Here is a 19,706-nt window from a genome sequence, read left to right on the forward strand (position 1 = left end):
CCGCTCGGATGCGAGCGGGCCCGAGGCGTGCGGCGGTGCGGCTAGCGGCGGTTGGGCGACAGCCCGAGCTGCATGCCCTTGAGGCTGGAGCCGCGCTTGCTCAGCGTGGCCGCGATCGAGCGGAGCTCGGCCGCAGCCGGCGCGTCGGGGTCGGTCAGCACCAGCGGCTTGCCCTCGTCGCCGCCCTCGCGCAGCCGCAGGTCGATCGGCACCTGGCCGAGCAGCGGCACCCGGGAGCCGAGCGTGCGGGTCAGCGCGTCGGCGACGGTCTGGCCGCCGCCCTCGCCGAAGACCGCGATGCGCTCGTCGCAGTGGGGGCACGGCAGCCACGCCATGTTCTCGATGACGCCGGCGATCTGCTGGTGGGTCTGGGCCGCGATCGAGCCGGCCCGCTCGGCCACCTCGGCGGCCGCCATCTGGGGCGTCGTCACGACGAGGATCTCGGCGGACGGCAGGCGCTGCGCGACCGAGATGGCGATGTCGCCGGTGCCCGGGGGCAGGTCGAGCAGCAGGACGTCGAGGTCGCCCCAGTAGACGTCGGCCAGGAACTGGTGCAGTGCCCGGTCGAGCATCGGGCCACGCCACACGACCGGCGTGTTGCCCTCCGGCTTGAACATGCCCACCGAGATGACCTTGATGTCATGCGCCACCGGCGGCATGATCATGTCCTCGACCTTGGTCGGCCGCTCGGAGGCGCCCAGCATGCGCGGGATGCTGTGGCCGTAGATGTCGGCGTCGACGATGCCGACCTTGAGGCCGCTCGCGGACATGGCGGCGGCCAGGTTGACCGTGACCGACGACTTGCCGACGCCGCCCTTGCCGCTGGCCACCGCGAAGACGCGGGTCAGCGAGCCCGGCTGGTTGAAGGGGATCTCCTTCTCGGGGGCCCGGTCGCCGCGCAGCTTCGTCTGCAGCTCCTTGCGCTGCTCGGTGCTCATGACGTCCAGCTCGATCTCGACACCCGTGACACCGTCGAGCCGGGAGACCGAGGCGGTGACGTCGCGGCGGATGGTGTCCTTCAGCGGACAGCCCGCGATCGTGAGGTAGACGCCGACACGGACCACGCCCTCGGGCGTGATGTCGACGCTCTTGACCATCCCGAGATCGGTGATCGGGCGACGGATCTCGGGGTCGATGACGGTGGCGAGGGCGGCCGTCACCTGTTCCTGGGTTGGTGCCATCGAAGTCTCGGCACGAAGGGAGTGCCGTCCCTCCTTAGTGGTCTCTGTGTGACAGGCGCTGCACGCCGGTGAGGATGCCCCTCCATGGTATGAACCAGGGGCGCGGCGCGGTTAATCCACGCTGCACGACGGATCTGTTTAGGTGTGCGTGCAACAAACTAAGGTTACTCCGTGACTCTTCTGCGCGACGAGGGCCTCACCGTTGAGGAGCTGGCGGTCTGGCGGATGCTGCAGCGGGCGCAGGTGCGGATCACCCGCCACCTGGAAGGCGAGCTGCTGCTCGCCCACGACCTGCCGCTCGCGTCGTACGACGTGCTGTCACGGCTCGCCGAGGCGCCGGAGCGGCGGTTGCGGATGAACGACCTGGCGGGCAGGGTGCTGTTGTCCCGCAGCGGCCTGACCCGGCTGATCGACCGGCTGCAGCGCGACGGGCTGGTGAACCGCGAGGCGTGCGAGAGCGACGCCCGGGGGCTGTTCGCGGTGCTGACCGACGCGGGGGCGGCGCGGCTGGCCGAGGCGACGCCCACCTATCTGCGCGGCGTCCGCGCGCACTTCCTCGACTCCCTGGGCCCGGACGAGATCGGCCAGGTGCGGCAGCTCGTGACCCGCCTCGCTGGCGCCACGGACGCCCCCTGAGCCCGGCACGACCGGGCCGGCGCTACGGGCGCTCCCTGAGCTCCTCCAGCAGGTGCTGGAGCTCCGAGCGCAGGTAGTCGCGGGTGGCGACCTCGTTGAGGGCCATCCGCAGCGCCGCGATCTCCCGGGTCAGATACTCGATCTCCGCCTGGTTGCGGTCGGCCGCCTCGCGGTCCTGCTCGTACTGCACCCGGTCGCGGTCGGCCTGCCGGTTCTGGGCGAGCAGGATGAGCGGCGCCGCGTACGACGCCTGGAGCGACAGCATGAGCGTGAGGAAGATGAACGGGTACGGGTCGAAGGCCAGCTCGGCCGGGGCGACGGCGTTCCAGATGACCCAGACCGCCACGACGACCGTCATGTAGACGATGAACCGCGCGGTCCCCAGGAAGCGGGCGATCCGCTCCGACAGGCGGCCGAACGCCTCCGGGTCGTAGTGCGGGCGCAGCGTGCGGCGCAGGTCGCGCGGCTGGTCCAGCCGCTCGGCGGTCACGATGACGCCCCGGTACGCGGGAGCCGGGCGGCGGGCGGCAGGCTACGGGCCGTCATGGGTGCGCGCCTTCGCGCCAGTCGGCCGGCAGCATGTGGTCGAGCACGTCGTCCACCGTGACCGCGCCCACCAGCCGCCCCAGCTCGTCGACCACGGGCGCCGCCACCAGGTTGTAGCTGGCGAGGTACTGGGCGACCTCCGGCAGCGTGAAGCCGGGCCGGATCGGGTCGATCGACGGGTCGAGCGCCGAGCCCAGCAGCGTCGAGGGCGGGTCGCGCAGCAGCCGCTGGAAGTGGCTGACGCCGAGGTACGCCCCCGTGGGCGTCTCGTTCGGCGGCCGGGTCACGTACACCTGCGCCGCGACGGACGGCGAGAGGTCCTTCTGACGGATGTGCGCGAGCGCCTCGGCGACCGTGGCGCTCGGCGGCAGGATCACCGGCTCGCTGGTCATCATGCCGCCGGCTGTGTCCTGCGGGTAGGTGAGCAGCCGCCGCACGGGGGCGGCCTCGCCCGGCTCCATCAGCGCCAGCAGGTGCGCGGCCTGGTCGGCGGGCAGGTCGTTGAGCAGGTCGGCCGCGTCGTCGGGGTCCATCTCCTCCAGCACGTCGGCGGCCCGAGCGGGTTCGAGGGTGCCGAGGATGCCGATCTGGTCGCGGGGTGGCAGCTCCTCCAGCACGTCGGCGAGCCGGTCGTCGTCGAGCGCGCGGGCGACCTCGATGCGCCGCTTGCCGGGCAGCTCGTGCAGGGCGCTGGCGATGTCGGCGGCCCGCATCGACTCGAACGCGGCGATCAGCCCGGCCGCGCCCTGGTCCTTCTGGAGCTCGTCGAACCCGGACGCCTCCTCCCAGGCGACGATCCGGGGGTCGCGCCGCCGCCGGCCCCGGTACACGGCGACCTTGGTGATCTCCCAGGCCGACGGCCTGGCCTCCTCCATGGCGAGGTCGAAGACCGTCATCCGCTCGCCGCCGACGGTCACGGTGCGGTCGAGCATCTCGCCGATGACCAGCGTCTCGGCCGAGCGCTTCTCGAAGCGGCGCAGGTTGAGCCGGCCCGTGAAGACCACCGCCCCGGCCTCGATGCCGCGCACGCGGGTGATGGGCAGGAAGACGCGGCGGCGCGGCTGGACCTCGACCACCATGCCGTGGACGGCGGGCCGCAGGGGGCCGCGCAGGCCGACCACGACGTCGCGGATCCGGCCGATCTGGTCGCCGGCCGGGTCGAAGACCGAAACCCCGGCCAGGCGGGCCACGAAGATCTTCACATTGAGCAGGCTAACAGCCGGACGGCATTGCGCTCATGACACCGGACATGTCAGTATCAAAAGGCAGGAACGGTAATTACGGGTGGGGTGGCGATGCGATATTCGGGTCTCGCGATGGCCTTCGTCTCGGCGTGGTGCTTCGCGTTCTCCGGGCCCATGGCCAAGTACCTGAACGCGGCGGGGCTGGCGCCGATCGAGGCGGTCTGGACCCGCATGGCCGGGGCGGGGCTGCTGATGGTCGCCGTGCTGGCCGTGGTCAAGCCGTCCGCGCTGCGCATCCCGCGCTCGCGCCTGCCGTTCTTCGGGGTGTACGCCGTCGTGGCCGTCGCCGGGGTGCAGTCGCTCTACTTCGTCGCGCTGACCCGGCTGCCGGTGGGGGTCGCCCTGCTGCTGGAGTTCATGGCGCCGGTCATGGTGGTCGTGTGGGTGCGGGTGGTGCGCAGGATCCGGCTGGCGCGCGCGGCGTACCTGGGCGCGGTGGTCGCCGTCGTCGGGCTCGGCGTCGTCGTCGAGGTCTGGGACGGCCTGCGGCTGGACGCGCTGGGGCTGCTGCTGGGCCTGGTCGCCGGGGCGTGCTGCGCCGGATATTTCCTGATGAGCGATAGCTTCGGGGACGACGTGGATCCGCTGGGCCTCATCGCCTGGGGCATGCTCGGGGCGGCCTTGGTGCTCGCGCCGTTCGCCCGGCCCTGGGACATCCCGTGGGAGGCGTTCACCCGGCTGGCCACGCCCGAGGGAGGCGGCCTGACCCTGCCGGCGTTCGCGGCTTACCTGTGGATGGTGCTGGTCGCCACCGTCGCGGCGTACATCCTGGGCGTCAACGCGGTGCGCCGCCTCTCGGCGGCCGTCGGGGCGACGGTGGCGTCGCTGGAGGTCATCGGCGGCGCGGTGGTGGCCTGGGCGCTGGTGGGCGAGGCGCTCGGGGCGTTCCAGATCGTCGGCGGGCTGCTGGTGCTGTCGGGGGCGCTGCTCGCCCAGACGGCGGCCTCCCGGGGCGGGGCGCCCGCGCCCGCCGGGGAGCGGGCGTCCGGCCCCGAGTCCGAGGCCGAGGCCCGGCTCAGCCTCGACCGCACCCCCGGCTGACCGCACCCCCGGCTGACCCGCACTCTCGGCTGACCGCGCTCTCGACTCGCCGCGCCACCGGTTGACCGCGCTCCCGGCTTGCCGTGCCTTGGCTGGCCGCGCCCCACGGGTGACCGCCCTCCCCGCTGACCGCCTGGTGCTACTGAATCATGCGGGCTGCCGAGAGGGACGCGCCGGGGGGAGCGAGGGACTGAAGGCTGGGTGGCAGCCGGGGTCAGGTGTCGAGGGGAGTGAGGCGGACGACCGTGGACTCCCGGGCCCAGCGGTCGGTCAGGTGGGCGCCGTCGGGCGCGTTGAGCCGCTCCTTGGCCAGCGCGGCGACCGCCTCCCGCTCCGCCTCCTGGTCCACGACCTCGACGGCCGCCTCGAAGTCCACCAGCCGCGCGCCGTTGTCCTTGCTGCGCAGGGTGACGCGTACGCGGTCGAGGCCCGCGAGCCCCGGAAGCTCCTGCTCGCCGCCGCCGGTCACGAGGTAGACGGCACCGTCGTGCCAGGCGTGCCAGGCCAGGCGGGGGCGGTCGAGGCCGAGCCAGAGGACGCCGGACTTCTTCGCGCCCTCCTCGATGGCCGCGCGTGTGTCGCTCACGTCCCGACTGTAGTCCAGGCCGGTAATCCGGTGGCAGGCCGCGCGACGGTCCGCCTACAGTCGCCGGTCGGAACGTACCGGAAGGGGATTTGTCGTGAAATATGGGGTGCGGGAGCCGGAGCGGCTGGGCCGGGTGACGCTGCGCGACGGCCGGGGGCTCGGCTGGGCGGAGTGGGGACCGGCGGACGGGAGGCCGGTGCTGTTCTTCCCCGGCGCGGCGACCGGCAGGAGCCTCGGCTTCGGCGCGGACGACCTCGCGCGGCTCGGCGTGCGGCTGGTCTCGGTGGACCGGCCGGGACTGGGCGCCTCCGACCCCGACCCGGGGCGTACGTTGTCGACCTGGGCGGACGACGTCCGCGACCTCGTCGGCGGGCTGGGCCTGACGGGCGCGGCGGTGGTGGGCTTCTCGCACGGCGCGCCGTTCGCGCTGGCGTGCGCCGCCGCCGGGGTCGTGACGGCGGCGTCGGTGGTGTCCGGGCTGGACGAGCTGACCCACCCCGAGCTCGCCGGGCTGCTGGATCCCGGCGTGGCGGGGCTCGTCCGGGCGGCCGGCGAGGACCCGGACGGGCTGGAGGCGGCCATGACGCGCGACGCGGGCGCCGAGATGATGTGGCGGCTGGTGACCGAGCTGAGCCATCCGTCCGACGTCGCGGTCTACACCGACCCGGCGTTCGCCCCCGCGTACCGGCGGGCGCTGGAGGAGGGCTTCGCGCAGGGCGCCGCCGGGTACGCGCGCGACCTGGTGCTCGCCTACCGGCCGTGGCCGTTCGCGGTGGAGAGCATCGCGGTGCCGGTCGAGCTCTGGTACGGCGGCCACGATCCCGGGACCGTCCACTCCCCGGACCACGGGGCCGTCCTGTCGCGCCGCATCCCCGGCTCCCGGCTGCGCGTGCTGCCCGACGAGGGCGGCTCGCTGCTGTGGACCCGTTCGGCGGACGTGCTGGAGGGGCTGCTGGAGCTGTCACGCACCGCCTGACGAAGGCGTCACAGGGTCACGGGGAGTGAGACCAGGCGCCACGTTCCCGGGTCGGGGGCGCGCCGGGCCCCCTCCGGGGCGGGCGCGAGACCCGGGAAGCGGCGCAGCAGCGCGGCCAGCGCCGCCTCGGTCTCCACCCTGGCGAGCGAGGCGCCGAGGCAGAAGTGCGGCCCGTGGGCGAACCCCAGGTGGGTCGCCTCGCGGGGCAGCGTGACGTCCAGCCGGTCGGGGGCGGCGAACGCGCGAGGGTCCCGGTTGGCGGCGGCGACCGAGGCGGTCACGGCGTCGCCCGCCCGGATGGTGACGCCGTACAGCTCGACGTCCTCGCGCGCGTGGCGGGGGACCGTCAGCAGGATCGGGCCGCACCAGCGGATCAGCTCCTCGACGGCGCGGGGCATGAGGGCGGGGTCCTCGCGCAGCGCCTTGAGCTGGGACGGCTCGGACAGCAGGGCGTGCACGGCGTTCGCGATGAGGTGCGCCGGCGTCTGCCCGGCCAGGACCAGGTGCCAGACCAGGGTGACCAGCTCGGCGTCGGTGAGCCGGTCGCCGTCCTCGGCCTGCGCGCGGATGAGCTCGGACAGCAGATCGGGCGCCGTCTCCGCGCGGCGGCGGGTGACCGCCTCCCTGGCGTCGGCCGTGATCCCGGGGATGGCCGTGGCGAACCCCTGGCCCGCGCCCGACGCGACCAGCGCGCCGTACTCGTGCCAGCGTGCCCGGTCCGGCTCGGGAACTCCCACCAGCTCGCAGATGACCTCCATCGGCAGCGGCGCGGCGAAGTGCCGCAGCAGGTCCACTCCGCCGTCGCCGTCCGCGGGGTGGCCGGGCAGCGCGTCCAGCAGGCGCTCCACGACCCGCTCGATCGCGGGCCGGAGGGCGGCGGCGCGGCGCGCGGTGAACGCGGGCGCGACCAGCCGGCGCAGCCGCAGATGCTCGGGCCCGTCCATCTCGGACATCGTCCGCAGGTACGGCAGGCAGTCCTCGGGCACGTCCGGCCGCAGGAAGCTGCCGGAGGTGATCGCGAACCGGGGGTCCGCCAGCATCGCCCGGGCACCCTCGTGCCGGGTCAGCGTCCACAGCGGCGGGAGGCCCGGTGTGATCACCCGAGCCAGCGGCGACCGCTCTCTCGCCCTGCCGTACGCCGTGAACGGGTCGCCGACCACGCCTGGATCGGTGAGGTCGATCTCCGGGACGTCCACCATCGAAACCCTCCACAGATGATGAGATCATGTGATGTGACAATCCAAATGATGACATCATCTGAGCGTGGCCGCGCGGTGATTCGCCCTGGGAATAGCGCCGCCGTCACCCTCCCCAGGCGGAACCACTAGCGTGTGCGGCATGCGCTCACGTCGTTCGGTTCTGGCAGTGCCCGGCAGCAACCCCCGGTTCCTGGAGAAGGCCCAGACCCTGCCGGTGGACGCGGTCTTCCTCGACCTGGAGGACTCCGTCGCGCCGCTGGCCAAGGACGAGGCCCGCGCCAACGTGGTCACCGCGCTGCGCGAGGGCGACTGGACCGGCAAGACCCGCGTCGTCCGGGTCAACGACCTGACCACCCAATGGACGTACCGGGACGTGATCGAGGTCGTCGAGGGCGCCGGCGACCGCCTCGACTGCCTCATGCTGCCCAAGGTCCAGGACTCCACCGAGGTCGTCTGGCTCGACACGCTGCTCACCCAGATCGAGAAGGCCATGGGCTTCGAGGTGGGCCGCATCGGCATCGAGGCGCAGATCGAGAGCGCGCGCGGGCTGGTCAACGTCGACACCATCGCGGGCTGCTCCCGGCGGCTGGAGACGCTGGTGTTCGGCCCCGCCGACTTCATGGCCTCCATCAACATGCGCACCCTGGTCGTGGGCGAGCAGCCGCCCGGCTACACCGAGGGCGACGCCTACCACTACATCCTCATGCGGCTGCTCATGGCCGCCCGGACGCACGACCTCCAGGTGATCGACGGGCCGTACCTCCAGATCAAGGACCTCGACGGCTTCACGCGGGTGGCCCGGCGCTCCGCCGCGCTCGGCTTCGACGGCAAGTGGGTGCTGCACCCGTCACAGGTGGAGGCGGCCAACGCGGTCTTCTCGCCCACCCAGGAGGACTACGACCACGCCGAGCTCATCCTCGACGCGTACGAGTACCACACGACGGTCGAGCGGCGCGGAGCCGCCATGCTGGGCGACGAGATGATCGACGAGGCGTCGCGCAAGATGGCGCTGGTCGTCGCCGCCAAGGGGCGCGCCGCCGGGCTGAGCCGTACGAAGACGTTCCAGCCCGGCGAAGCCCGCTAGAGCGTCACCCCGACACTGGTGAAGAACCAGAACGCCGAGGTCAGCCAGAGCCCCACCAGCGCCGTGAACACCAGCCCGCCCAGCACCGGCAGCGTCCAGCCCGGCGTGCCCCGCTTGGGCAGGGCCAGCATCTTCGCGGTGAACACGCCGTAGAAGAAGCAGCCGAGCAGCGAGTGGGCGAGCACCCGCGGCACGTCGTACTGCAGGCCCAGCGCGTACAGGCAGTGGAACGCGACCGGGATCGTCAGGATGAACGCGAGCCGGCCCGACCAGCGGTGCACGAGCGGCGAGATGGGGACCGGCAGCCTGCCCCACATCGACAGGGCCGAGATGACCTGGACGATCGCCAGCGCGAACGCGCCCATCGTCAGCCACGCCTTCATCGGCAGGGCCCCCGAGAAGCCCGCCGGTCCGACGGCGAAGCCCGTGGGGGCGTGGAGGCGGCCGTACACGCCGAGCACCACCGCCACGAGCGCGCCCGCGAGCAGCGGGGTGAGCAGGACGGCCGAGCCGGTGGGCCGGCGGCGGCGCACGGTGGTGGTCATCGCATCTCCTCGATGAAGCCGTCGACGTCCTTGGGGTGAAGCGTGGTGTCACCGGCGGTCACGGGGTCGGTCGGCCGGTCGCCGTCGAGCTGGGGGACGTCGATCTGCTCGTCGCCCTCGAACGCGGCGCCGACCTGGGTGAAGCCGCCCTGCGGGCGCTTCAGCACGATCCAGCCCGCGCGGATCTTCGCGCCGCGCACCTGGGCGGTCGCCCGGTACAGGCCCGACGGCTTCCTGACCGTCGGCGCGGTGAACGTCCAGCGCTTGCCGCCGACCTTCAGCCAGCCCGTGGCCTTGCCGCCGCCCAGGCCGGCCCCGGCCGCCGCGCCGCCGAAGCCTTCGAGGCCGATCTTCCCCTCGGCCGCGTCGCCCTTGAACCACGCCTCGGTACGGCCGTCGCAGAAGTAGCCGATGGCCTTGTCGCCGCGCACGGAGATGGCGATGAGGCCGCCGTTGCGGTCGACGCGGCCGGCGTAGTCGGCCTTCACCGGGCCCTTGGCCGTGCGGGACGGCGACGGCGTGGCCGGTTCGGTGCTCTTCTCCGGCGCGGGGGTCTCGGCGCCGGTGTCGGTGGTGTCGTCGGTCTTGCCGGCGGTCGGCTCGCCGGACGCGCCGGTGTCGCTCGCGGCGGGGGTACGGTTCGCCACGGGTGTCGCGGTGATGCTGGCGACACCGAGCCCCGCGGCGAGCACTGCTCCGGCCGCCAGGGTGAGGACAGGTCCCAGCCTTGACATTGGATCCGCTCCCAGGGTCGACATGCTGACAGCCCGATCATGCGCCCAAAACGTGGCGCCGTCTGTGAACTAATGCGCATCGGGTGGACAGAATGTAAAGATGCAGGAGAACTCAGGACCCCAGCCTCCGTACGGCGTCTCTCCGTACCAGCCTGGTGCCTCCCCGTACGGCGCCCAGCCGTATCCCGGCCCCCCGCCCTACCCCGGGGCGACGCTGCCGCAGCCGGTGTCCTGGTTCGCGCCCACGCCGTCGGGGGCCCGTTACGACCACCTGGCCAGGACGCCCCTGGCCCGCCCGTGGCGGCAGATCGTCGGGACCCTGGCCGTCGCCGCGGGGTTCGTGCTCGTGGGCGTCGTGGTGGTCCTCGCCGGCTCCGTGCTCGCGGCGCTCGCCGGGCTGCCCATGCCGATCACCGCCGACGAGACGTTCGGCGACCCGGTCTTCGGGATGGCGGTGCTGCTGCTGTCGATCGCGGCCGTGCTGCCGCTGGTGTTCGGCACGGCCGCGCTCGTGCAGCGGCGCCGGCCCGGCACGCTCTCGTCGGTGGCCGGGCGGCTGCGCTGGCCGTGGCTGCTGTGGTGCGCCGGGCTCGCCGTGGTCGCCCTGGTGCTGGGGCAGGCCGCCCAGGCGGTGACGCTCGCGCTGACGGGGGAGGACACCTCCGACATGTTCGGTTGGGCGGGCTGGAAGGAGTTCCTGCCGGCGCTGGTCGTGATCGTGCTGCTGGTGCCCTTCCAGGCGGCGGCCGAGGAGTACATCTTCCGCGGCTGGGTGCTCCAGGCGGTGGGCGCGCACGTGCGCAACCCGGTGTGGGCGATCGTGCTCGGGGCCCTGCTGTTCGCCTCGCTGCACGGCTACACGGGGGCGGGGATCGTGGACGTGTTCGCGTTCGGGGCGGTCATGGGGTGGCTGGCCGTACGGACGGGAGGGCTGGAGGCGCCGATCGCGCTGCACGTGGTGAACAACATGATGGCCTTCGGGCTGAGCGCGGCGGCGGGGAACCTGGAAGACGCGCTGCGGCAGGGCGCGGTGCCGTGGCAGGCGCTCGCGGGGACCGCCGTGCAGCTCGGGGTGTTCGCCGGTGGGGTGCTCTATCTCGCGAAAAAGCGGTCAATCAGCGTTTTTTCCGGATGAATCCGGTGGCTGGTCTGAGGAATCTCGCTAGAGAGGTCTCGCCATTCTGGCTTCGGCGTGCTGGTCTGGATCCTGTGGGGAGGCGAGGATAGCGGAGGTGATCATCTCTGCCTGGCGGGGTACTTGTCGACGCGTGCCAACACTCCATGCCGCAGGCGCATGGACCCTGAATCGCCCGGCCGAATCCCGGAAGTGTGGTTTCCGCCCTGTTCCTTAGGTTCGACCCGTTCGACGAGCTCGACTAGGAGGTGCGCCGCGTGGCCTCCGGCCCCAGCGACCCGCCACGGCGACCGCCGGGTGACGACGACCCTCACCCGGCCCCCGCCCCCGACCCGTCCGCGACGCCCTCGTCCGCCCCGGGCCGGTCAGCCCGCGACACGTCCGCCCCCGGCTCGTCCGCCCCGGACCCGTCCGCCGCGGAGCGGCCGGCCCCTTCGGACGAGGCGTCCGCCCCGGACCCGCCCGTCCGGAACGAGCCGCGCATCAGGCACTCTCCGCCCGGCCCCACGGACGACCGCGCCAGGGGATTACCGCTGGCGTCGCCCTGGGGCATGCCGCCGTTCTCCTCGCCCGTCCCCGAGGACGAGGAGCCGCAGGAGCCGCCCCGGGGACGCCGGCCGTACAGCTCGCCGACCGCCGAACCGGAGGCCGAGCCGCGCCGCAGGCCCCGGCGGCTGGTCAACCGGCCCGACAAGCTCGTCGCCAGCGGCCCGCCCCGTCCCCAGCCGCCCCGCCCCCCGCGCCAGGACGAGAGCCGCCCGGCCCCGGTGGCGAACCGGAGGGACGACCTGCCGCCCGGCGTCGTGCCGGCGGGCGTGGCGCCGCCCGAGGTGGTGGATCCCGGGGTGCTGCCGACCGGGGTGGTGCCGCACTCGTGGTTCGACGACAGCCCGCCGGACCGCGATCCGGACCCGCCCCGCGACCCCGACGCGATCATCGGCCCGGAGGACGTCCGGAGCCTCGACGAGGACGAGCCTGACGGCGGCCTCCCCTCCCGCGCCCGCCCGTACGTCGCCGCCCCTCTTCCCCTGATCGACGCCCCGCCTCACGCCCAGGGCCTCCTGGACGAGGACGCGTCCGCCCACGGGGACGCCGGTCCTCGGGCGGACGTCATGCCCCTCGACGCCACACCTCACGGGCGAGGAGCCCATGAGCATGGAGCCCACGAGCGAGGAGCCGACGCGCCGCACGACGCGCCCGGGCGCGACGACCTCGGCGGGCACCTCGAGGACGAGCCTGGGGGCGACCTCGGAGACGGCTTCAGAGGCGAGTTCGGAGACGAGCCCGGGAGCGGCCCCGCAGACCGTTTCGGAGACGAGTCCGGACGTGAGCCCGAGGTGCGGCGGGTGGGCAGGCCGCCGGGCGGGCGGCCGACGCGCCCCGACCTGCTCGTCGCCTCCGGCCCGCCCCGCCCCGGCGCCCCCGGCGGCCGCCACCACCGGGGCCCCGCCCCCTCGGCCGTGCGCAGGGCCAGCCCCGTGCGCGGCCGGCGCGGCATGGCCGCCCCCGTGGCCGTCGTCCTGACGCTCGCCCTGGTCATCGCCGGCACGGTGATCGTGTGGCGGTGGAACGCCCCCGCAGGCCCCGCGCTGCGCCTGGCGGCCGGCACCGGCCGGTCCGGCGACGACCTGTTCACGGTGCCGTCCGCCGGCGACGGCTCCAACCAGGTGCTCAACGACATGGCCTCCACCGGCAGGACCGTGGTCGCCGTCGGCAGCGACACGACCAGCCCGACCCCGCGCCCGCTGTTCCTGGTCTCGTCCGACAGCGGGAAGACCTGGCGGCTCGGCCAGGTGAGCGGCGGCGCGACCACCTCCACGGTGCGGCGGGTCGTCGGCGGCGACGGCCGCTGGCTGGCCATCGGCGGCGACCCGGCCGGCGGCGGACGCGGCCTGTGGACGAGCGCCGACGGCCTCGCCTGGACGGCCGTGGAGGAGGGCGGCCTCGCGGCGTTCCGGAACGGCGACGTGGTGGCCGACGTCGCGCGGACCCGTTCGGGGTTCGTGGCGGTGGGCGGCACGGCGCTGGCGGACGGCGGGCTGGGCCCGGTGGCCTGGCGGTCGGCCGACGGCCGCGCCTGGCAGCGGACCGATCTGCGCGAGCTGGACGCGTTCGACCTGCGGGCGGTCGTGGCCAGGGGCGACACGGTCGTCGCGGTGGCCCGACCGGCACAGGGCGAGGGCTCCCGGGTGGTGCGGTCGGCCGACGGCGGGCGCACCTGGCGGGCGACCGGGTTCCAGCTTCCGGAGGCGCTGCCGCGCGCCGGGACGCTGGCCGTGCTGCCGAAGCAGTTCGTGCTCGTGCCCACCCGGCAGCGCACGATCGAGGGCACCGTACGGGTCTACTGCTCGCCGTCCGGGGAGCAGTGGGCGCAGTGCGGCTCGATCGGCGGCCTCGACGGGGAGAGCCCCGGCGTCGAATCGGTGATCACCCATCCGGGCGGCGTCGCCGTGGTGGCGCAGGCCAAGCTGGACTCGTACGCGGTGCTGAACAGCTCCGACGGACGTACCTGGACGAAGCGGACGGACCTGTCGGGCCTGAAGGGCGCCACGCTGCGCGGGTTCACGATCACGCAGTCCGGCACGCTGCTCGCGGGCGGCGACCGGGCGGCGGCGGACGTCGACAACCAGCTCGTGCTGCTGTCCGCGCCGCCGCGCGGCGCCGTGTCCCGCGTACGGCTGGCCGACGTCGAGGGCCTGTCGCGGATCGCCCGCCAGACCAACGGCCTGGCCGCCCACGACGGCAGGTACGTCGCGGTCGGCAGCGCCTCCGGCGACGCGGGCATCTGGACCAGCCTCAACTGGAAGAGCTGGACCTCGATGAGCCTCGGCGGCCCGCGCGAGCAGCAGCTCGCCGACGTCGTCCACGGCCGCCGGGGCTGGCTCGCGGCCGGCTCCACGCAGGCGGGCATCGGCGTCACCGAGCCGCTGCTCGTCTCCTCCGACGACGGCCGCTCCTGGCGGACGATCCCGGCGACCGGCGACCTGGCCCGCGCGCAGGACCACACCCGCCTCACCGTGACGACCGTGGCGTCCGGTCCGGACGGGTACGTGCTGGCCGGCGAGGACACGAACGCCTCGGGCTCGACCGGCCCGGCGCTCTGGTTCAGCCGCGACCTGCGCAGGTTCACCCGTTCCCGCAAGCTGCCGCAGGGCGGCGCCGGCGTCCGCGTGCACGACCTGGCCGCCACCCCGGACGGCTACGTCGCGGTGGGCTCGGCCGGCGGCGGCGACGGGGAGCGCGGCGTGGTCTGGGTGTCGGACGACGGTCTCAACTGGAAGGCCCGCAAGCGGGTCCTCCCGGACGGGGCGTCCTCGGCCGGGCTGAGCCACGTCACCGCGTACCAGGACAGACTGGTCGCCATGGGGGCCGCCCGCGTGCAGGGCGCCCGCCGGGTGTTCGCGGCGGTCTCGCGGGACGACGGCGCCACCTGGAGCACGGCGTGGCTGCCGGCCGAGAAGGCGGCGGACGTGGACGACCTGGCGGCGACGGACCAGGGGCTGGTGGCGGTCGGCTGGCACGGCACGCCGGGCGACGCCGACAGCGCCGCGTGGATCTCCCAGGACGGCGCGACCTGGACCCGCTCCGACCTGACCAAGGACCGGCTCGGCGGGCCGGGCATGCAGTGGCTGGCGGCGGTCACGGTGGCCGGGTCGGAGGTGGTGGGCCTCGGCCGCAGCACCACCTACGACGCCGACCACCTGATCCTGTGGACCTCCACGCTGACGTCCAGCCGCTGACGACCCCGCGGATCGTCTACGTCATGCGGGGTGGGGCCACGCGCCCCACTCGCGCAGCGCCTCGGTCAGCCCCTCGGTCAGCGGGAGCCGGGCGACGTCCAGGGGCGAGCACCAGCGCGCCTCCGCCGCGTCGTCGGCGGCGGCCAGCGCGCCGCCCGTCACGGTGGCCAGATAGTCGCGGATCTCGTACGTCACCCCGCCCGGCCCCGGCCGGTCCACGACGCCCGCGAGCGGCCCCACGGCCACGCGCAGGCCCGTCTCCTCCAGCACCTCGCGCTCCAGCGCCACGACGTCCGTCTCGCCCGGCTCGACCCGGCCGCCCGGGATCGACCACAGGCCCTCGCCCGGCGGGTGGCCGCGCCGTACGAGCAGCAGCCTGCCCTGCCCGTCCGTGATCACCGCGCCCACACAATTTACGCGCACCTGACCAACATTACGGCGACGGGACGGCCACGGCCTTGACGGCACCGTGCTCCACGACGCACCGTTGATGACTGTGACAGCGGCTCCGACCTGCCCACGGTGCTTTGGCCCGCTTCACGGGCCCAACGTGTGGTCCAGCGCATGGCGGTGCGACGCGCACGGCGACGTGCTGCCCTTCCAACCTCCGTACCCGGCCTCCGACGTCGCAGCCGAGGCGCTGCGCAAGAGCTCGGTCGTCCCCGTGTGGATGCCGTGGCCGCTGCCCGCCGGGTGGCTGGTCACGGGGTTCGCCGAGGCGGGCGACGAACGCAGCGGCGGCCGGGCCAGCGTGGTCGCGCTGAGCGGCCCGTCCCTCAGCCACGGGCCCGCCGACCTGCTGGTCATCGCCGAGGAGCCGGGCGTGGGGCTGGGCGCGGCGTTCGCCGGCCTGAGCGGGCCCGACCCGGGTGAGGGGTTCGACGCGGGGCCGCCGAACGCCAAGGTCGAGGTGCTGGGCCACCCCACGCCGCTGTGGTGCGTCGGCGGGGCGGCCGACCGCGCCGTCTACGCCGGTGAGGCGCTGGGCAACTGGATCTGGACGATCGCCTGGCCCGCCGACGCCGGTTGCCTGATCGCCCTCACCGACCTGAGCCTTCTCGATCTGCGCGACCATGAGTTCGACCTGCCTTTCGGCGCGTTCTCGCCACGCCTCGGCGGTTGAGCAGTACGCTGCGACGGCCGGACGGACTAGGCTTCGGAAGCGTGACAGCGCGTATCGAGCGAGTGGTGACCGAGGGCGTCGTCGACATCGACGGCGCCGAGCACAAGGTCGAGAACAACACGTGGATCGTGGGCGACGACGACGAGGTGATCGTCATCGACCCGGCGCGTGACGCCGACAAGATCCTGGAGAAGGTCGGCGAGCGTGAGGTGCTCGCCGTCATCTGCACCCACGGCCTGCCCGACCACATCGGCGCGGCCATCGAGGTGGCCAGCCGTGACGAGGCCGTCATCGCCCTCCACCCCAAGGACAAGACGCTGTGGCGGGAGACCTGGTCCGAGACGTGGCCCGACATCGAGATGGAGGACGACGGCGTCTTCGGCGTCGCCGACGTCCAGCTCGACGTCATGGAGACGCCCGGCATCAGCCCCGGCGGCGTGTCGCTGTACTCCGAGGCGCTGGGCGCGGTGTTCACCGGCAAGACGCTGCAGGCCGACGGTCCGGGCAAGCTCGGCGGCGAGTATCCCGCCCTGCCCGACCAGCTCACCGCCATCGGCGGGCGCCTGTTCACCCTGCCCGGTGACACCCGCGTGCTGCCCGCCCACGGTGACGAGGTGACCATCGGCGACCTGGAGCCCCACTTCGACGCCTGGGTGTCCGGCTCGCTGACCCGCACCGCCACCGCCGACGAGGAGGGCCCGCTCACCGACGGCACCCGCGTCGCCGGCATCAAGCTCGACCCGGACGACGACTAGGGTGCGAGGAAGCGCCATCCTCCAGACCGCGGGTCTGAGTGACCGAGCCGCCTCCGCGGAGTGGAGGCCATGAGTTTGCGAGGGAGCGCCGTCGCCTGGACTGAGGAGCGCAGGGAGCGTAGCGACCGGAGTGACGAGGGAAGGCGGCGGCTCCTCAGCGACCGAGCCGCCTCCACGGAGTGGAGGCCATGAGTATGGACCAGCTTCCCCTGGAGGGGATGCCGCGGCGGCTCTACTCGTGCACGCCGTCGCGGCTCAACACCTGGCTCGACTGCCGGCGCCGCTACCGGTTCACCTACCTCGACCGGCCGCAGCCGGCCAAGGGGCCGGGGTGGGCGCACAACAGCGTCGGCGCCAGCGTGCACAACGCGCTGGCCGGGTGGTGGCGCGAGCCGTACGAGCGGCGCACCCCGCTGACCGCGGCCCTCTTACTCACCAACGGGTGGATCAAGGAGGGCTTCCGCGACGAGGAGCAGTCGGCGCGCTGGCTCGGCCGCGCCCGTGACCTCGTCTCCGGTTACGTCAGCACCCTCGACCCCGCCGACGACCCGGTCGGCGTGGAGCGCACCGTCGCCACCCGTACCAAGGTCGTCGCGCTGTCCGGACGGATCGACCGGCTCGACCGGCGGGGCGACGAGCTGGTGGTGGTCGACTACAAGACCGGGCGGCGCCCGCTCACCCAGGACGACGCCCGCTCGTCGCTCGCGCTGGCCGTCTACGCCATCGCGGCGTCCCGGATGATGCGCACGCCCTGCCACCAGGTCGAGCTGCATCACCTGCCGACCGGCGAGATCGTCGAGTGGCGGCACACGGACGAGTCGCTGGAGCGTCACCTGCGGCGGGCCGAGGAGGTGGCGGAGGAGGCGTCCGTCGCCGACGAGCGCTACCGCGAGGCCGTCGCCGCGCCGCCCGGCTCCAACCGGGGACGAGCCGCTCAGGCACGGACCGGACAGGGACAGGCGGCTCAGGGAACGGCACCCCAGGTGCCGGCCGAGGTGGACGCGCTGTTCGCGCCCAACCCGGGGCCGATCTGCTCCTGGTGCGACTTCCGCCGCCACTGCCCCGAGGGCCGGACGGCCGGCCCCGACCGCAACCCCTGGGACGGCCTCGCCGAATAGCCCCGGCCCGCCGCGACGTCGGCCCGGCCCCTGTACCCGGCCCCCGCTGGCCTCACCTGCCCCGCCCCGCATGACCGCACGGGGCGAGGTTCGAAAGGGTCAGCTCCTGGGGGCGCGGCGCGGGTCGGTCAGGCCGCGCAGCCCCCGGCTCACGTCGTAGCCGGCCGCGCCGAGCCGCTCACGGCTGCCGCGCAGCATGGCCCGCGTGGCCGGCATGAACGCCCGGTCGTGCAGCGGCTCCGGCAGGCTGTTGAACAGCAGCCGGAACGCCCGCAGCCCCGCCGTCACCAGGCCCGGGGGCACCTCGGGCAGCACGCCGTACATCCGCCGCGCCCACTCCGGCAGCGAGTAGTAGCACAGCGCCCCGAACGGGAAGTAGAGCGGCTTGCCCGCCGACAGCATCCGCAGCTCGCGCGGCAGCCGCGGCCACAGCAGGAACCGCACGGTCGCCGCGGCCTCCTCGGTGACCCGCAGCGACGGCCGCACCTCCTTGAAGTAGGCGTCCATCTCGGCGCACGAGCCGGGCACGTCCTCGGCGTGCAGGCCCACGTACGTGGCGCTCCTGCGCTGCTCGCTCAGGTAGCGGTCGGCCTGCTCCTCCGTGAGGCCGAGCCCGCCGCGCCGGGCCACCTCCAGGTACGACGAAACCTCGGCGCAGTGCACCCAGAGCAGCAGCTCGGGGTCGTCCACGCGGCGCGTCGCGCCCGTGACCGGGTCGGTGGCGCGCAGGCTCCGGTGGATGCCCCGCACCCGCCGGCCGATCTCGTCGGCCTCCGCGGGGCTGCCGAACGTCACCCGGCCCACGAAGTCGGCCGTGCGGCGCAGCCGGCCGAACGGGTCGTCCTGGAAGGTGGAGTTCTGCCAGACGCCGCGCATGGCGACCGGGTGCAGCGCCTGGAGCATGAGGCCGCGGACACCGCCGACCCACATGGCGCGGTCGAGGTGGACCCGCCAGGTGGCGCTCTCGGGAGGTTGGACGACGATCTCGTCGATGCCGGCCATGATGGGCAGCAGGATTACACGGAGGCGGACCTGGTGTCCATGTGGCGGGTCTCGGCCCGGTTCCAGAACCTGATGAGCGCCGCGGCCGTCGTCTCGGGAGCCTCCACGGCCGGGGAGTGGGCGGCGCCGGGCACCACCACGATCTCCGCGCCGAGGGCTTGGGCCATCTCGGCCTGCATGTCGGCCGGCCAGCCGTCGTCGTGCTCCCCGAACAGGACGAGCGTCGGCACCTCGACCTGACGCAGCTCCTCGGTGCGGTCGTGCATGCTCACGACCTCGCGCGCCATGCGCGACAGGCCGACGGGGGAGTTGGACAGCAGCCGCTTGCGCAGGAACGCCAGGATGTCGTCGGGCACCCCCGCCGACAGGGCCTCCGGCTCGAAGCTGTCGTGCCAGACCTGCTCCAGGCCGAACCGCGGCACCTCCTCCATGATCCGGCGGCTGGCGTGCGCCCGCCGCCCGACGATCGCGGCCGGGCCGGAGCTCATCAGCGTGTACGAGGCGAACTTGGTGCGCCCGTCGATGACCGCCTCCCGCGTGACCAGCCCGCCGAAGGAGTGGCCCACCAGGTGGAGCGGCTCGCCGTCGCCGACGATCTGAGCCAGCAGGTCGATGTCGGCGCCGAGCGCGGCGCAGGTGTAGGCGCCGGGGTCGTCGGGGCCGGGCGTCTCGTACTGCCCGCGCAGGTCGACCGCGAGCACCCGGCGGCCCGACTGGGCGAGCGTCTGCAGGACCGCGATGAAGTCTTCCTTGCTCCCGGTCAGGCCCGGCACCAGCAGGGCCGGCCAGCGCTCCACCACGCCGCTCACGGGTAGCGCCTCCAGAGCCGCGAAAGCGCCCTGGGGCGTTTCCAGCTTCAGCGGCGTGACGCCAGGTGGCAGGTTCAGGAATCGCGGCGTACTCACGTGGGGCAACAATACCCCGAGGTCAGCGCTCCGACACCGGCGAACAGAGGACGCTGGTGCGACTTCTGGTGACTTGCGCCGTCTGTCCTTCCTGGGCGGAAAAATGCGAATGTCCCGAGGAAACGCGACAGGGCGCGCACCCGTGAAGGTGCGCGC

At 73.8% G+C, this 19,706-nt stretch carries 20 protein-coding genes; 9 read left to right on the forward strand and 11 right to left on the reverse strand.

Annotated features, from left to right (window positions below; all coding sequences use genetic code 11):
• Positions 1-41: 41 nt before the first annotated feature.
• The gene (locus tag HD595_RS23140) at positions 42-1,181 is read right to left on the reverse strand and encodes an Mrp/NBP35 family ATP-binding protein (RefSeq protein ID WP_253772321.1); all 1,140 of its coding nucleotides are present in this window, start codon (positions 1,179-1,181) and stop codon (positions 42-44) included.
• Between the two features lie 171 nt (positions 1,182-1,352).
• On the opposite strand from HD595_RS23140, the gene HD595_RS23145 reads away from it, so the two are divergent.
• On the forward strand, positions 1,353-1,817 hold the full coding sequence (locus tag HD595_RS23145) for a MarR family winged helix-turn-helix transcriptional regulator (RefSeq protein WP_253772323.1): 465 nt from the start codon (positions 1,353-1,355) through the stop codon (positions 1,815-1,817).
• 22 nt (positions 1,818-1,839) lie between these two features.
• Here the strand turns inward: HD595_RS23145 and HD595_RS23150 are convergent, their stop codons facing one another.
• Together HD595_RS23150 and HD595_RS23155 are read right to left on the reverse strand one after the other, a co-directional pair.
• The gene (locus HD595_RS23150; RefSeq protein WP_253772325.1) at positions 1,840-2,307 is read right to left on the reverse strand and encodes a DUF1003 domain-containing protein; all 468 of its coding nucleotides are present in this window, start codon (positions 2,305-2,307) and stop codon (positions 1,840-1,842) included.
• A gap of 52 nt (positions 2,308-2,359) precedes the next feature.
• Positions 2,360-3,565, reverse strand: a complete 1,206-nt coding sequence (locus HD595_RS23155; RefSeq protein WP_253772333.1) for a magnesium transporter MgtE N-terminal domain-containing protein — start codon at positions 3,563-3,565, stop codon at positions 2,360-2,362.
• A gap of 93 nt (positions 3,566-3,658) precedes the next feature.
• On the opposite strand from HD595_RS23155, the gene HD595_RS23160 reads away from it, so the two are divergent.
• Positions 3,659-4,648, forward strand: a complete 990-nt coding sequence (locus HD595_RS23160) for an EamA family transporter (RefSeq protein ID WP_253772335.1) — start codon at positions 3,659-3,661, stop codon at positions 4,646-4,648.
• 214 nt (positions 4,649-4,862) lie between these two features.
• On the opposite strand, the gene HD595_RS23165 is transcribed toward HD595_RS23160, so the two are convergent.
• Entirely contained in the window at positions 4,863-5,234 is a 372-nt protein-coding gene (locus HD595_RS23165; protein WP_253772337.1) for a hypothetical protein, read from the reverse strand.
• Between the two features lie 94 nt (positions 5,235-5,328).
• Here HD595_RS23165 and HD595_RS23170 point away from each other — a divergent pair, with 94 nt between their 5' ends.
• Positions 5,329-6,210, forward strand: a complete 882-nt coding sequence (locus HD595_RS23170) for an alpha/beta fold hydrolase (protein ID WP_253772339.1) — start codon at positions 5,329-5,331, stop codon at positions 6,208-6,210.
• An 8-nt stretch (positions 6,211-6,218) separates the two neighbouring features.
• Here HD595_RS23170 and HD595_RS23175 read toward each other — a convergent pair whose 3' ends face one another.
• A complete protein-coding gene (locus tag HD595_RS23175; protein WP_253772341.1) occupies positions 6,219-7,409 on the reverse strand; it encodes a cytochrome P450 in 1,191 nt (396 codons plus the stop codon).
• Between the two features lie 139 nt (positions 7,410-7,548).
• Here HD595_RS23175 and HD595_RS23180 point away from each other — a divergent pair, with 139 nt between their 5' ends.
• On the forward strand, positions 7,549-8,493 hold the full coding sequence (locus HD595_RS23180; protein ID WP_253772343.1) for an HpcH/HpaI aldolase/citrate lyase family protein: 945 nt from the start codon (positions 7,549-7,551) through the stop codon (positions 8,491-8,493).
• On the opposite strand, the gene HD595_RS23185 is transcribed toward HD595_RS23180, so the two are convergent.
• Together HD595_RS23185 and HD595_RS23190 are read right to left on the reverse strand one after the other, a co-directional pair.
• Complete coding sequence (locus HD595_RS23185) at positions 8,490-9,038, reverse strand: DUF6529 family protein (protein ID WP_253772345.1); 549 nt, start codon at positions 9,036-9,038, stop codon at positions 8,490-8,492. The two genes, HD595_RS23180 and HD595_RS23185, sit on opposite strands and share 4 nt — an antisense overlap.
• The gene (locus tag HD595_RS23190; protein WP_253772347.1) at positions 9,035-9,772 is read right to left on the reverse strand and encodes a hypothetical protein; all 738 of its coding nucleotides are present in this window, start codon (positions 9,770-9,772) and stop codon (positions 9,035-9,037) included. Before HD595_RS23190 ends, HD595_RS23185 begins: the two co-directional genes overlap by 4 nt.
• A 100-nt stretch (positions 9,773-9,872) precedes the next feature.
• On the opposite strand from HD595_RS23190, the gene HD595_RS23195 reads away from it, so the two are divergent.
• Complete coding sequence (locus HD595_RS23195) at positions 9,873-10,907, forward strand: CPBP family intramembrane glutamic endopeptidase (RefSeq protein WP_253772349.1); 1,035 nt, start codon at positions 9,873-9,875, stop codon at positions 10,905-10,907.
• Between the two features lie 310 nt (positions 10,908-11,217).
• On the opposite strand, the gene HD595_RS23200 is transcribed toward HD595_RS23195, so the two are convergent.
• On the reverse strand, positions 11,218-11,460 hold the full coding sequence (locus HD595_RS23200) for a hypothetical protein (RefSeq protein ID WP_253772351.1): 243 nt from the start codon (positions 11,458-11,460) through the stop codon (positions 11,218-11,220).
• Between HD595_RS23200 and HD595_RS23205 the strand changes: the two genes are divergently transcribed.
• Positions 11,459-14,647, forward strand: coding sequence for a glycoside hydrolase (locus tag HD595_RS23205; protein WP_253772353.1), 3,189 nt, complete (start codon positions 11,459-11,461; stop codon positions 14,645-14,647). The genes HD595_RS23200 and HD595_RS23205 overlap by 2 nt on opposite strands.
• Before the next feature lie 21 nt (positions 14,648-14,668).
• Here the strand turns inward: HD595_RS23205 and HD595_RS23210 are convergent, their stop codons facing one another.
• Positions 14,669-15,070, reverse strand: coding sequence for an NUDIX hydrolase (locus tag HD595_RS23210; RefSeq protein ID WP_253772355.1), 402 nt, complete (start codon positions 15,068-15,070; stop codon positions 14,669-14,671).
• A 67-nt stretch (positions 15,071-15,137) separates the two neighbouring features.
• On the opposite strand from HD595_RS23210, the gene HD595_RS23215 reads away from it, so the two are divergent.
• From HD595_RS23215 to HD595_RS23225, 3 genes are all read left to right on the forward strand, one after another.
• On the forward strand, positions 15,138-15,770 hold the full coding sequence (locus tag HD595_RS23215) for a DUF6758 family protein (RefSeq protein ID WP_301309568.1): 633 nt from the start codon (positions 15,138-15,140) through the stop codon (positions 15,768-15,770).
• Between the two features lie 41 nt (positions 15,771-15,811).
• Positions 15,812-16,525: an MBL fold metallo-hydrolase gene (locus tag HD595_RS23220; protein ID WP_253772359.1), complete on the forward strand. Its 714-nt coding sequence runs from the start codon at positions 15,812-15,814 to the stop codon at positions 16,523-16,525.
• 194 nt (positions 16,526-16,719) lie between these two features.
• A complete protein-coding gene (locus HD595_RS23225; RefSeq protein ID WP_253772361.1) occupies positions 16,720-17,643 on the forward strand; it encodes a RecB family exonuclease in 924 nt (307 codons plus the stop codon).
• Between the two features lie 99 nt (positions 17,644-17,742).
• On the opposite strand, the gene HD595_RS23230 is transcribed toward HD595_RS23225, so the two are convergent.
• Together HD595_RS23230 and HD595_RS23235 are read right to left on the reverse strand one after the other, a co-directional pair.
• On the reverse strand, positions 17,743-18,645 hold the full coding sequence (locus HD595_RS23230; RefSeq protein WP_253772363.1) for an oxygenase MpaB family protein: 903 nt from the start codon (positions 18,643-18,645) through the stop codon (positions 17,743-17,745).
• A gap of 14 nt (positions 18,646-18,659) precedes the next feature.
• Positions 18,660-19,550: an alpha/beta fold hydrolase gene (locus HD595_RS23235; protein WP_253772365.1), complete on the reverse strand. Its 891-nt coding sequence runs from the start codon at positions 19,548-19,550 to the stop codon at positions 18,660-18,662.
• Positions 19,551-19,706: the final 156 nt, after the last annotated feature.

This window comes from Nonomuraea roseoviolacea subsp. carminata (genome assembly GCF_024172185.1).
GTDB classification, from domain to species: Bacteria; Actinomycetota; Actinomycetes; order Streptosporangiales; family Streptosporangiaceae; genus Nonomuraea; species Nonomuraea roseoviolacea.

Coding starts and splice junctions, on each gene's coding strand:
- HD595_RS23195 (WP_253772349.1), top strand. CDS start 9,873: ATGCAGGAGAACTCAGGACCCCAGCCTCCGTACGGCGTCTCTCCGTAC.
- HD595_RS23225 (WP_253772361.1), top strand. CDS start 16,720: ATGGACCAGCTTCCCCTGGAGGGGATGCCGCGGCGGCTCTACTCGTGC.
- HD595_RS23190 (WP_253772347.1), bottom strand. CDS start 9,772: ATGTCAAGGCTGGGACCTGTCCTCACCCTGGCGGCCGGAGCAGTGCTC.
- HD595_RS23230 (WP_253772363.1), bottom strand. CDS start 18,645: ATGGCCGGCATCGACGAGATCGTCGTCCAACCTCCCGAGAGCGCCACC.
- HD595_RS23215 (WP_301309568.1), top strand. CDS start 15,138: ATGACTGTGACAGCGGCTCCGACCTGCCCACGGTGCTTTGGCCCGCTT.
- HD595_RS23175 (WP_253772341.1), bottom strand. CDS start 7,409: ATGGTGGACGTCCCGGAGATCGACCTCACCGATCCAGGCGTGGTCGGC.
- HD595_RS23200 (WP_253772351.1), bottom strand. CDS start 11,460: ATGCCCCAGGGCGACGCCAGCGGTAATCCCCTGGCGCGGTCGTCCGTG.
- HD595_RS23205 (WP_253772353.1), top strand. CDS start 11,459: ATGCCGCCGTTCTCCTCGCCCGTCCCCGAGGACGAGGAGCCGCAGGAG.
- HD595_RS23160 (WP_253772335.1), top strand. CDS start 3,659: ATGCGATATTCGGGTCTCGCGATGGCCTTCGTCTCGGCGTGGTGCTTC.
- HD595_RS23180 (WP_253772343.1), top strand. CDS start 7,549: ATGCGCTCACGTCGTTCGGTTCTGGCAGTGCCCGGCAGCAACCCCCGG.
- HD595_RS23185 (WP_253772345.1), bottom strand. CDS start 9,038: ATGACCACCACCGTGCGCCGCCGCCGGCCCACCGGCTCGGCCGTCCTG.
- HD595_RS23140 (WP_253772321.1), bottom strand. CDS start 1,181: ATGGCACCAACCCAGGAACAGGTGACGGCCGCCCTCGCCACCGTCATC.